At 59.8% G+C, this 12,955-nt stretch carries 10 protein-coding genes; all 10 read left to right on the top strand.

Going from position 1 to position 12,955, the window contains the following annotated elements; all coding sequences use genetic code 11:
- Positions 1–301: 301 nt before the first annotated feature.
- The gene (locus EOA38_RS13790; RefSeq protein WP_126095866.1) at positions 302–1,969 is read left to right on the top strand and encodes an EAL domain-containing protein; all 1,668 of its coding nucleotides are present in this window, start codon (positions 302–304) and stop codon (positions 1,967–1,969) included.
- 179 nt (positions 1,970–2,148) lie between these two features.
- Positions 2,149–2,622: a ubiquinone biosynthesis methyltransferase UbiE gene (locus EOA38_RS13785; protein ID WP_245464648.1), complete on the top strand. Its 474-nt coding sequence runs from the start codon at positions 2,149–2,151 to the stop codon at positions 2,620–2,622.
- Positions 2,619–3,797 carry a class I SAM-dependent methyltransferase gene (locus EOA38_RS13780; protein WP_126093374.1) on the top strand — a complete coding sequence of 393 codons (1,179 nt, stop codon included), beginning with the start codon at positions 2,619–2,621 and terminating at the stop codon, positions 3,795–3,797. The genes EOA38_RS13785 and EOA38_RS13780 overlap by 4 nt, the downstream gene beginning before the upstream one ends.
- Entirely contained in the window at positions 3,794–6,160 is a 2,367-nt protein-coding gene (locus tag EOA38_RS13775) for a SpoIIE family protein phosphatase (protein ID WP_126093375.1), read from the top strand. Before EOA38_RS13780 ends, EOA38_RS13775 begins: the two co-directional genes overlap by 4 nt.
- A gap of 2 nt (positions 6,161–6,162) precedes the next feature.
- Positions 6,163–6,723, top strand: coding sequence for an ATP-binding protein (locus EOA38_RS13770; protein WP_189350008.1), 561 nt, complete (start codon positions 6,163–6,165; stop codon positions 6,721–6,723).
- 17 nt (positions 6,724–6,740) lie between these two features.
- Complete coding sequence (locus tag EOA38_RS13765) at positions 6,741–7,079, top strand: hypothetical protein (protein WP_125005859.1); 339 nt, start codon at positions 6,741–6,743, stop codon at positions 7,077–7,079.
- Positions 7,080–7,488: 409 nt separating this feature from the next.
- Complete coding sequence (locus EOA38_RS13760) at positions 7,489–8,718, top strand: HlyD family efflux transporter periplasmic adaptor subunit (protein WP_126093376.1); 1,230 nt, start codon at positions 7,489–7,491, stop codon at positions 8,716–8,718.
- Positions 8,700–10,700: a glycosyltransferase gene (locus tag EOA38_RS13755; RefSeq protein ID WP_126095868.1), complete on the top strand. Its 2,001-nt coding sequence runs from the start codon at positions 8,700–8,702 to the stop codon at positions 10,698–10,700. Before EOA38_RS13760 ends, EOA38_RS13755 begins: the two co-directional genes overlap by 19 nt.
- A gap of 556 nt (positions 10,701–11,256) precedes the next feature.
- Positions 11,257–12,180 (top strand): porin PorA family protein, encoded by a 924-nt coding sequence (locus tag EOA38_RS13750; protein WP_127299430.1) that lies wholly within the window; start codon positions 11,257–11,259, stop codon positions 12,178–12,180.
- On the top strand, positions 12,177–12,955 hold a 779-nt coding region (locus EOA38_RS13745; protein WP_189434659.1), incomplete at its 3' end, for a cache domain-containing protein. The genes EOA38_RS13750 and EOA38_RS13745, both read left to right, overlap by 4 nt.

The raw sequence follows: 12,955 nt of genomic DNA, 5'->3' as shown, positions 1-12,955 counted from the left end.
GACAGCCAATTATCTGCGAATTGCTAATTTAGTAAAGTTTAATTAATGTTCATCGTGTCGATAAACGGCCGTCAGTCGCAGCTGAGCACGCATCGCGACTACGCCGCACACCGCGCTTGTTAAGCATGCGAGTTGAAAGTTTGCCAAGCTTGACAGTTATGCTATTTTTTGACTGAGGGAGACATATTGGCGAGGCCTATGGAGGTGGCACTTGCATCCAAAGGCATCCGGCGCCGGCACGGAGAGTGAGGGGCCTTCCTCCAGCGCTCCAAGTACTGACGAAGCGCTTCTCGCTCACCTCTTGTCGAACACAGCCGATCTCGTGTCGTTCTATGACCGCGACTTCCGCCTGACGCACTACGCAACCAGACTCAAAGGCGTGTACGGCGGTGTGGTGACGCCGGGCGCCGCCATTTGGGAGGTCTACCCGAGCTTCCTCGATGCGAGGTGTCGCGACGAATTTCTCCGGGTGTTCCAGGGCGGCTCTCCGACAAGCATCGACTTGCCGCGATCATCGGGCGAGGCACCCCGGTCCGTTTTCGTCTTCGGCACTGCAAAAGGTGTAGGAATCATCGAATCGAGAGGGCAGGGCGGGCGGAGCGCAGCGGAGGAACAGGAGCATGTAGTTCTGCTCCACCAGGCGACGCACGACGTGCTGACCGGCCTGCAGAATCGGCGGCGGTTCGGCGAGCGGCTGCAGCAGGCACTGGCTGCCGTCGGCGGACCAAAGCCGAAAGCCGCGCTGCTGCAAATCGACCTTGACGATTTCAAAGCGGTCAACGACACGCTCGGCCATGGCGCGGGCGACACGCTTCTTCAACTCGCGGCAGGCCGAATCCGCGACGCGCTGCAGGAGGGCGAATCCGCGTACCGCTATGCCGGCGATGAGTTCGCCGTCATCCAATTGGCAAAGGAGCAGCCCGCGGAAGCGGAGCGCCTTGCCGGATCGCTCGTCGATGCGTTCAAGGAGCCGTTCGTCATCAACGACATCCCCGTGTTCGTTGGCTCCAGTATCGGAATTGCGTTCGCGCCGGAGCACGGGACCGATGGCGAGCAGCTGATGAAAGCCGCCGACATTGCCCTTTATGCAGCCAAGACGGATGGACGCGGCTGCGCTCGAATCTTCAACCGTGCGATGCTGCTCTTGCTCGAGCAACGCGAGAATCTGAGGCGTAGTCTTCGAACCGCGCTGAAGCGCGGAGAGCTCTATCTGGAATATCAGCCGCTCATTCGGCCTCCTTCGTCGGTGGTCGGTTTCGAAGCTTTATTGCGGTGGCGGCACCCCGAGATCGGAATCATTCCTCCCAGCGTGTTCATACCGATCGCCGAAGCCGACGGTCTGATGGACGAGATTGGACGATGGGTGCTCGATGAAGCCTGTCGCCAGGCATTGACGTGGCCTTCCTCGCTGACAGTCGCGGTCAACCTGTCGCCGGCTCAGTTCCTTAGCGGTTCGCTGACGGACACGGTCGCTGAGATCATCGATGAAGTTGGAATCCGGGCCGAACGACTTGAACTTGAGATAACCGAGACGGTTCTTCTCGAGAAGACGATCGACAATATCGATACACTAAATACTCTCAATGTCTTGGGAATACGCATTTCGCTGGACGATTTTGGAACGCATTATTCATCTTTAAGCTACCTGAAGAATTTCCCCTTCGATACGTTGAAGATAGACCAGTACTTTATTACTGACCTAGAGACTGATTCCAAAGGCCAAACGATCGTGCGATCGATCATAAATCTGGCGCACGGCCTGGGAATGAGCGTCACTGCCGAGGGCGTCGAGACGTCGGCGCAGGCACGGTGGCTGATCAAGGAAAACTGCGATTGCCTGCAGGGAAATTTCCTGGGACAGCCGCTCGGAATCGAGGCAATTGGCGATTTCATCAATCGGGTCCCGCGGAGGGTGGGACGAGCAATGGAGGAACAAACGGGGCGGGCTAGCGCCTTGCGCCCTATGTGAAGAGAGGAAACGATCGAGGCAGGTACTACGCAATTCTTCGAGTTAGTCCGTGACTTGCGCATCACGGTCGATCGTCTCGGAGGCCATCGCCCGCCGGGGCACAAATTCTGATGGAACAAGCGAGGTTGCCGATGAGATCTGTTCATCATGATCTGGCTGGCGAGCCGACTTTTGAGCCCATGATCCAGATCGACATGGAAATGAAGGCTTTTGTCTCCGCTTGGAGGCATTGCGATTATGTCTCGACCTACATGGCCCGCATGATCAGTCAAACCAGGTCGGATTCGGTACGGCACTCAAATCTCTTTTCCTCTGCCTTCAACGAATTACTGGAAGTCGTCTTTCGCACGCGCCATGCCGACGGCGAACTGGCATGCAGGGTGTCTCGCCATGGCGCGACGGATAGGATTGAGCTGACATTTCCTTGCGTGCCGGAGGAGCGCCAATTCTACGAAGAGGCCGTGGCGCAAGTCGCAGGATCCGAAGCCAGGGAGCGATACCTTAACTCGGTATCTGGGGATCTCGCGCCCAGCCGGGAGGTCGTACTCCTGGAACTGGCTGTCGACTACGGCGCGACACTCAGGGTCGAGGAAGCCGACGGCGACGCGATCAAGCTTGTCGTGGATCTTCTGCTTGAGGGCCAACAGAGGTGAGCCCCTACGACCTCCTCCCGCGTTTCAAGGCGCGCTACGACGCGAACAATCAGGAGTTCGCCATATCGGGGGTAGTCCGGCCCCAGGCGATCGATGAGCTTGGGCCCAGCATAGCCTTGCTCCGCGATGCGATCGACCGTGTGCGCGGCGTCCTCTACGTCAATGTCAGACGCCTGACGCAGATGAACAACGCGGCGTTTCACGCCTTTTCGAGGATCATCATCGACGCCTGCCGCGCTCGACCCGATCTGAGATTCGTCGTCATCACGTCAAGCGTCGTCGGATGGACATCACGAAAATTCGGTCGCTTGAGTAGGATCGAACCGAACATCACCGTCGAGGAGTATGACAGTGCATTCTATCCGGGACAGGGCTTCCTAGAGGAAGGCGGGTTCGTTCCAATCCTCCGCACCCAGACAAAGATGACCTGGCGCCATGAGCGCGCAATCTTGCCGCGACATGGCATGAGGCCTGGGATCGTTATGGCCGACATCTGCTGTGGGATCGGCGATTTCGCCGTGCTCGTGCAGAAGGAGTTCCAGCCATCTCGGATCGTCGCCCTAGACCACTCCATATCAAGCCTCGCCTATGCCCGACGCGTGATGCGGGAGTTCGATCTCCGGGGCATCGAATATACCTATGGCGATGCATCGGAGATGCTGCTCGACGAAGCGCAGTTCGACTTGGTGACCTGCCGGCATTCCCTTCAAATCTTCAATCGACCTGAACTCATCCTCAAGGAACTCTACCGCATATGCAGACCGGGCGGACGGGTCTACATCACCAACGAGAAGAATTCGCATTGCCTCGGCGAGCCGCGCGCCGAAAGCATTCGTTGGACATACAACGAGGTGGCGAAGCTGTTCGCGCATTTCGAGATGGATGTCGAGCTTGGGCCCAAGAGTCGGCGATACCTGATCGAAGCCGGATTCGAAGACATACGTGTCGAGACCTTCATGGTCACTAACCTGGACGGCGATCCGCAGGACTTCGCGGATGTCATTGCAGCCTGGGCGGATGTCTATGCGGGCGAGATGGCGACCAGGCGCGGCGACGGACCGGAATTCGTTGCGCGGTTCCGGCAGGGCTTCCAGGACCATATATTCGCTGCGCTCCACCCTAAGGGTTACGCGGGTTGGCCGATTTGGGTCGCTTCGGGGCGACGACCGCAATGAAAGCCGACAGCGGGCATACACCGCGCTTCGGCCTGCGCTCCTTTCGGGCGAAATTCGTATTGGTCGTTGGCGGCGCGGTGCTGTTCGATCTCCTGATGAGCGGTGGTCTGGCGCTTTGGAACGTTCAAAAGCTGTCGCACGATGCCACATCGGAAGTCGGCGAGGGCCTGACGACCGCAAACCAGGAATACATTCGTTCCTATGCCGAGTCGACGGCATTGAGTGTCGACCTGCTGCTCGATCGGGTTCATGGGGACGTCAAGGCGCTGGCCGGCGTGCTGCAGGCCCAGATCGACGATCCGAAGAGGCAGCAACAGGTCGGAGCGACGCTGGCGCGTGAAGCGCCCGGCTCCGTCAAGATCGTCTACGACGCGCAGGGCGATTGGGCGCAGAATCTGCCGGGCGCGCCTTCCGTGGTAAGCGTCTGGGGCTACCTGCTGGGCGCCGACCACAGTCCGCTGCCGGGCGTTCAGCAGGAAATAGAAGACAGTACCGTGATCGATCTCGTCGCGCCGACTCTCATGGCCAGCGGATCGTCCAAACTGCAGATGTACTATATTGGTCCAAAAGAACGGCCGATCTTCAGGACGGTGCCGTATACGAACCAGGCACAGACCTTCGACCGACTCTATCCAGGTCACAACAAGGCGGAGTTCTGGGAGTTCTTCTTTCCGGGAATCTATGGCTCATGGCAGCAGTGGGCGAGAGACCCGGCCTCGCGTCCGGTCCCCGACGATATTACCCAGACGGCGCCCTACACCGATGCCATCACCGGAAAGCTGATCGTCAGCTTTTTCCACCCGCTGTGGACGCGCGATCATACCGGTATCGCCGGCGTAGCGGGTGCAGATATCACGCTCGACCAGCTCGCGGAAGTCGTCGAGCGCGTGAAGATCGCCGAAACCGGGTTCGGCTTCCTCACGATGTCGACTGGCAACGTGGTGGCGATCAATCCGTCGAGCCAGGCGATCATCGGCCTGACGTCGTCGAGCGATGCGGGCACGCAGGGCGTCACCGGCCTGGAGAGGTCGCTGCGGGCAAGCACGCAGCCGGCTATCGCATCGCTGCCGCTCGACCAGAACAATGACGGGGTCATCCAGCACATCATGCTCGACAACAACGGCGAGCGGGTACCCTATATCGTCGTCCTCAAGAGGTTGAAGCCGATCAATCTGTGGAGTTCGGGGCCTGTCAAGTCCGAGACGATGTCGGTCGGGATCGTCGTTCCCGAACGGGAGATCTATGCGTCCCTGTTCACCGCGCAGCAGAGTATTTCGCGCGCAACCAACCGTATCCTGCTCTTTCAGATCGCCGCGATCGTCGTTTCGCTTCTGATCGTCTTTGCGGCGGTGCTCGGAATCTCGAAGCGCATCACCGCGGGCCTCAGGGCGCTCGCCAGTGCCGCGCAGAGGCTCCAGTCCAAAGACTATTCAGTGCGCGTGAGCATTCCAACACGCGACGAGGTTGGAGCGGCAGGGATCGCCTTCAACCGCATGGCTGAGCAGATCAGCTTTCACACGGAAAACCTCGAGCAACTCGTCGACGAACGGACCAGGGAGCTCGGCGACGCAAATCAGGAGATTTCCGCACTCAACGAAAAGCTGCGGGACGAGAACGTCCGCCTCGGCGCAGAGCTCGCGGTTGCCAGGCAGATCCAGATGATGGTCCTGCCGAAACCATTCGAACTCGAAGCGATTCCGGGGCTGGAGATCGCGGCCTACATGCGGCCGGCCGACGAGGTCGGCGGGGACTACTACGACGTCCTGCAGAACGGATCACGGGTCAAGATCGGCATCGGCGACGTGACCGGTCATGGTCTCGAGAGCGGCGTGCTGATGCTGATGGTCCAATCCGTTGCACGCGCCTTGCAGGAGGCCAACGAAGGGGATCCGCACCAGTTTCTGGTTCGGCTGAACAGCGCGATCTTCAAGAACATCGAGCGGACGAACACCAACAAGCATCTTTCGCTGGCCTTTCTTGACTTTGAGGATGGACGGGTGACGCTTTCCGGCCAGCACGAGGACGTTCTCGTCGTGCGCGCGGATGGGGACGTCGAACGCATCGATACGCTTGACCTGGGGCTGCCGGTTGGCCTGGAGAATGACATCTCGCAGTTTATCGACACGCGTGACATCGTGTTCGGGAGCGGCGACGTGATCGTGTTGCACACCGACGGAGTGACCGAGGCGGAGGACGAAGACAGAAGACTGTTCGGGTTCGATCGGCTCTGCAAGAGCGTGCAAAAGCGTCACGGCAGGAGCGCCGAGGAAATCAAGACCGGAATCGTCGAGGATCTGATGACCCATATCGGAATCCAGAAGATCCACGACGACATCACACTCGTGATCATAAGGCACACATAGAAATGACAGCGCTGTTCGGTACCCCTGACATTGCAATCGGGATGAAGGAGAGCGTCAGTCGTGTGCGGCTGTTCGACGGGCCTCTCGACTTGAGTTGGCGTCATTGTGCTACGACCTCGGACTTCATCGCCGATCTTTTCGCATTGCGCTTCCAGTCGTCCCGCAATGACTACATGGAGGTGCGGCACAGCATCGGATATCTGACCAACGAACTCATCGAAAATGCCGTCAAGTTTCGCGCACCGGGCGAGATCGTGATCGAGGCGTCGATGGATTCGGAGAGCTTCAAGCTCAAGGTGTCGAATGACGTCGATGGGGAAAACGCGTCCGAGTTCCAAAGCCTGCTGGCGGACATCACGGTTGGCGACCCCAAGGATCTGCTGATACAGCGAATTGAAGCGAATGCCGCGAACCCCGACGCGGGGCGCTCCGGGCTCGGATTGCTGACGTTGATGAGCGACTATGGCGCGCGCCTGGCCTGGATATTCAGCTCCGCCGACGAAAACGATCGGATCTGCCTGGAGACGTATGCCTCCATACCGATCTCGCAAACTCACAACTAATGAAACGAAGCCAGATTATGGAAATCAAGACGGACGACTACCGCGTGTGGACTGAGGGAAGCGATATATTTTTCGACGGTGCAATGCGGCTTGCCAGTTCCGAGGCCGGTGCGCCGATCACGGCTTTGGCGACCAGTGTTCTTGCCTCAAATCCCGCTTCCATCACGCTCAATTTGAAGGACCTTCACTTTCTCAACTCGTCCGGTATCAACCTGCTGGCGAAATTTACCATCGAGGTGCGCAAGCATCCCGATGTTCGACTCGTCGTGCGTGGAACGCCCGACATCCCTTGGCAATCGAAATCATTGCCGAATCTGAAGAAGCTGCATCCCGCCTTGGTGCTTTTGATGGACTAACCGAGTTGTCCGTCAGTCAACCTCTTCACCGGGGCTCAGTACGAAGACCCGCTGGCAAGAACGCTCGGCGATAGCTACCCCGGCGAGCAGTGCCGCAGGATCGGACCTAAGGGCGCAGGGGGTCTCCTGTTCACCGCAACGACCTGATCGAGATCCGGAATGATCGCCCCGAGCACCAGAAGGCCCACAGCGGGGCGGCAGCTGCCGCCTTTTCGCGCAAGCTCGCCGATAGGCCACCGACCGTCCGCGAACCCTGTTCGCAAGGGCGTGTCTGCGTAGGCCAAGCCTCCCTCTGTCGCCAATCCCTCATTGAACGGGAGTGTTATTGTTAACGGTTGCGCGCTAAGGTAGCGATCGGGCGAGGGGTGCCGTCACCAATGACGACTGTTAGATCGTTTTGTGGGCGCCCATGTTTTGGAACAAACGCTTTGTCCGAGTTGCAGTAGGGTTCCTGCTGCTGGTTGCCGCAGTTCTTGCTCTCTTGCCTGGACTCACGGGATATACCAGCCTCGACGGCACCATCAATGCGCGTTTCGCCGAGATCTCGGCCCCGATCGAGGGCACCGTGCTGCAGACGCCGCCGAAAACCGGCACGCACCTGCCAGAAAATGCAGTACTGCTGACGATCCGGAACGAGCGGGTGAATCGCGCCGTCGAAACATCGCTGGCCGCGGAACTTGAGACCACGCGGAACAGGGTGCAGGCGCTCGAAAATCAGCGCAGCGAGTTGGAGGCGCTGCGTGCCAGATTGGGCCGACGCTTCGATGCCTATAGCAAGGCGATGATCAACAGCATCGAACAGCAGATTGCGATTTCACGTCAACGCATCACGATGCTGGCGGCCCGGCGATCGGCGAGTGCGGCGGAACTCCAGCGCAATTCCGCGCTGATAGCGAGGGGCGTCGTTTCGCAGAGCAGTGTCGACGAGGCGCAAGCGACAGAGATCGCGGCCTCGGCGGAGGTCGAAGTCGAACACCTGACCCTGAAACGGCTGGAGCGGCAGCTGGAGGCGATGCGGCAAGGCGTTTTTCTCGAGGACGGGCAAAACGACGTTCCTTACTCGCACCAGCGGCAGGACGAGTTGGCGATCCAGATCGCCGATCTCGATGCGCGTGCCGCAGAAAGCCGCACCCGTCAGGGCGAGATTTCCAAGCAGCTGGCAGAGGAGGCGCGACGGGTCGACAGCCTTGAACGCGCGGTCATGACAATGCCCTTCAACGGCGTAATCTGGCGTAACAACGTCGTTGCGGGAGCCAACGTCGTCGCCGGAAACGAACTGCTGCGCGTGCTCGATTGCCGCGACCTTTTCGTGGATATTCTGGTTCCCGAGGTCGATTTCGACCAGATCTATCCGCGCCGAGCCGCGGACGTCCGCATCCTCGGGACTGATAATGTCATTGACGGTGAGGTCACTTCGGTTCGTGGCAATTCGGCGGTGGTAGAGGAGCCGACACTCGCGGCGATGCCTCCAAGCGGCAGAGGGCGCAACGCCCGGATCAGGGTGGCGCTCGCAAACTCGTCTCTCAACACCGACTACAGCAATTTCTGCCATGTCGGGCGGTCGGTCCAGGTCCGCTTCCACACGCGCAGCTTCACGATGGCCCAGTGGCTGACGAGGCTATGGTTCAGTATCTGGTAGCGCTGGCGCCGACCTTTCTGGTCGCGGCATTCTTCCTCATCTTCGTCCAAGGCTGGTCGCGGTACCAGACCTGGGCGCGCACCGTCACCTGCGCAATCGTTTTCGCGGTCGCTGTCCGGTATCTGTGGTGGCGTCTCACCGATACCGTGCTGCCCTATCCCGATGATGGCCTCGATTTCTATTGGGTGTGGTTTCTCTATGGCATCGAACTGCTCGCATTCTTCGACATAACGCTCTTCCTCATCATCATGAGCCGGTATGTCGACCGCAGCGCCCAAGCGGATGCGCTCGCAAGCGATTTCTTCCGCCGGCCTCGGCAAGAGCTTCCGACGGTCGACGTCTTCATCCCGACCTACAACGAACCATTGGACGTGCTCGAGCGAACCATCATTGGCGCGCTCGGCCTCCACTATCCCGGGGAAAAGCTGAAAGTATACGTCCTGGACGACCAGCGCCGGGATTGGCTTCGGCGGTTCTGCGAAGAAAAGGGCGCAATCCACGTTACCCGACCGGATAATGCCCACGCCAAGGCCGGCAACATGAACAACGGCCTTACGGTGAGCGATGGCGAGTTCGTTGCAGTGTTCGACGCGGATTTCGTGGCACACCGGAACTTTCTTCGACGCACACTGCCTTTCTTCACCGATCCCAGCATCGGCATCGTGCAGACGCCGCAGCATTTCTTCAACAGGGATCCCGTCCAGATCAACCTCGGACTGGAGCGGTCCTGGCCTGACGAACAGCGCCTTTTTTTCGATGAGATGGCGGCCAGCAGGGATGCCTGGGACATAAGCTTCTGCTGTGGTTCGTGCTCGATCACGCGTCGCGCGGCACTGGAGGCAATAGGCGGCTTTCCGACGGAATCGATCACCGAGGATCTGCTGACGACCCTGACGATGCTGAACAAGGGATACAAGACGCGCTACCTCAACGAGCGGCTTTCCATCGGGCTCGCCGCGGAAAACCTGAAGGGCTATTTCGTGCAGCGCCAACGCTGGTGCCAGGGCGGGATCCAGACGCTTTTCGTGCACAACGGACCCCTTCGCGGTCCGGGTCTCAGCCTGTTCCAGCGCATCATGTTCCTGCCTGTGAGCTGGCTCGTGCAGTATTTCGTGCGCCTGGCGATCCTCATCGTCCCTGCCATGTATTTCTGGACGGGGTATCCTCCGCTCTTCTTCACGGAAGCAGGCGATCTGGTCAGCCACCAGCTGCCTGTTCTCGTCGCCTATTTCCTGCTGATGCACTGGATCACGCCGACGCGCTATCTGCCGGTGGTTTCGAGCGCTGTCGGCGCCTTCTCCACCTTCCGGATGCTGCCGACGGTGATTTCGAGCCTGATCCGGCCATTTGGGCGGCCGTTTCGGGTGACACCCAAGGGAAGCTCGAATGTCGACAACAAATTCGACGGCTACACCTTTGCCTGCCTGGCAATATTGATTGCGGCCACTGCGCTCGGACTTGTGATCAACATCATTCCGGAATGGGCGCGCATTCCTCCGGGGGAATTCTCGCCAGTCGCAATCTATTGGGCACTGGTGAACCTTGTGGTGCTCACGATTGCGGCGCTGATCTGTTTCGAGAAGACGAATCCCGCCTCCGAGAGCCTCCGTGCGGACGAGCCGGCGCGGTTTGGCGGCATCGCCGGGCGGGCTGTCAGCCTCACGCTCGGCAAAGCCGTGGTCGAAATCCCCATCGGAACCGACGTCGAGACCGGCAAGGTCGTCGAAGTAGCGCTGCACGGCGTCGAGCCCTTCGAAGCGGAACTCAGGGTTGTCACCAGGCGCGCACAGGGGAGACGCCGGGATACCAGCCCGTTCAAATATGGCCATCTCCATTACGATCTGACTGGAGCGGCGCGCGACCAGATGATCGTTAAGCTCTACACCGGCGACTACTCGCAGGATATCGAGGAGCTTCGGCGGCGGACCGTGGCCGCCGGCCTGTTCTCACGGACGTTCGGGCCGGACTATCAACGCGCATAGCCAAATCTCTCTGGCAATCATGCTCAGGGCCACGGCCGAGGGAAAAGCCGACATAGCTCATGCACCGCACGCGTCAGCGTCAGAGGTCGCTCCCGAGCTAACGCTTCTGGAGGGCCATGATCGTTTCGGCGATGCGGCGGCGGCTTCAGCTCTCCGACGTCAGCTCGTCCCGGACCAGCTGCGAGACTGTTGGCTGGTTTCGCTTCAGGTAGCGTGCGTTGATCGTCGCCTGGACGATTTCCTCCCGCTTCTCGTGCAGGCGATACAACCCTAGTCAGTTGTACCGGTGTGCCGACGCCGATCGTGCCAATGTCCCGACCTTGCCAAGGCCCGTTGCACCGGACCATCTGGTGCTTGAGGCGAAATCGTAAGCAAAATATTAGCTATTCTGCAGATAAGATAAGAGAATCCGCAAGGGGCAATAGATCCTTGATCTTGATAGCTCTGTGGGAAGCAGTTAACTTAGGACCGCTCGCAGATAGACTGAACGTATGCATGGAATATTGGTCTGCATAGGAGCGATCCCGATTGCCGCTGGCGAGCCAAGGGAGCAACGATGGGAGCTGATGCTCCGCATGCATCGGCAATGGTGAATGCGCCGCAGGCGCGGCGCTGGATGCGTTTCCTGTGGGTCCTTGCGCCACCAATGCTCTTGATCGCTGCCGCAGCGATTGTTCGATTGAGCCTTGGACCGGTCTTGGAGAGGCTGCCGGCAGACTACACCGGTAGCGTCATACTCGAATCGGACAGCCGCTTTCGGCAGACGCCGGATGCGGCCTTCTCCGCGTTCCACCAGAACGGCCGTCGTGTCGACCAAGTGCTGAGCGCCACCGGCGACGTTGCCATCGTCCAGAGCCATATCGATTGGACGACCGACACCGGTGAGGTCAACTATCAAACCACGGGCCTTTATGGCGTCGATCGCAAGACCCGCCGGAATGTGGCGGGGTACGGCGACCTTAGCCGCAGCGGGCAATTCATGTTCCCGCCGCAGCTGAGAGACGTCGCTGATGAGGTCTGGGACCCCTATTATGGCGGTCCACGACACTTGGCTTTCGATCGCAATGAGGTGGTCGATGGTCTGGCGCTCGCAGTGTACCGCTTCACGATTGCGGACCTCGATGAGACCAAGACCTATGATTATCTTCCCGACGTACCCGAGCGCTTCGGGGGCGGGACTGACGGCGAAGGCTTTCTGTGGGTCGAGCCCGTCTCAGGTACCCTCGTCGACATGACGGATAATGGCCACAGCTTTTTCGTCGATCCAGCCACGGGGAAGTCGATAGGCGACTTTAGTGTCTGGCAGGCTAGATATTCCGCGCAGTCCAAGGCGGACCTGTTCGGCATGGCGACTTCGGTCCGACGGCGCATATTGGCGGCGAAGATCTGGCTGCCCGCTGCCCTTCTAGCGCTGGCTCTCGCCTGGTTGGGGATCGGTTTGCTGCGGCTTCGCCGCCGCGCGCGACCGAGTGCGGAATGAGCATGCGACCGCATGCAGATCCGCAAGAGCCCTTGCCGCTCTTGCGGCTTGGGATTTCACAAAAGCTTACCCTGCTTTTTGCGCTCTTCGCTGCAATTCTTCTCGGCGCGACCGGATGGCTGGCGTTCAACCAGGGCAGGGCGGCGCTTGAGAGCAGCGTAGTTGCCGAGGTCCAATCGCGTGCACTGGAAAAACAGGCCGCGATCGGGTCATGGCTTGACGGGCAGCTGAGCGAGCTGCGAGGGCTCAGCGAATCGCCCCACATTGTCGAAGACTTCAGCAAGCTTGCCGGTCTTCCTGCGGATGCGACGCCTGACGATTGGGCTGACTTCCGCGAAGATCTTGCAGCGCGCACCGGAGGGGGCGAGGACTTTGTGGCACTTTTCGTGATGGAACCGAAATCGGGCCGAGTCCTGACGGCAACGGATCCTACCGATCGCGGCCGCCAGGGCGCGGGTGAGCCTTATTTCACCAATGGCAAGAACCGCGCCGGCCTCTACCTGGTGCCGGACCGTTCAAGGAACCTCACCCTGTTGTCGCCGTTCTTGTCCGCGCCGCTTCGTGCCGGGAACGGCGCACTTGTTGCCGTTCTGGTCGCCCGTCTCGGAACGGAGAGTTTGGCTGGTACCGTCGATCGACGAGCGGGGCTCCGCGCGACCGACGAAGCATACTTGATCGACACGCATAAGCAGTTTGTCAACAGACCGCGCCTGCTGACCGACGCCGACGCGAGCACCATTACCTCGGACCGAAGCGTGGCGGCCCGGCTCTGTCT

It is taken from the genome of Mesorhizobium sp. M1E.F.Ca.ET.041.01.1.1 (assembly GCF_003997355.1).
In the GTDB taxonomy this organism is placed as follows: domain Bacteria; phylum Pseudomonadota; class Alphaproteobacteria; order Rhizobiales; family Rhizobiaceae; genus Mesorhizobium.
Note: the sequence above shows the minus strand (reverse complement) of the source record. Positions and strands in the feature narration are given on the sequence as shown.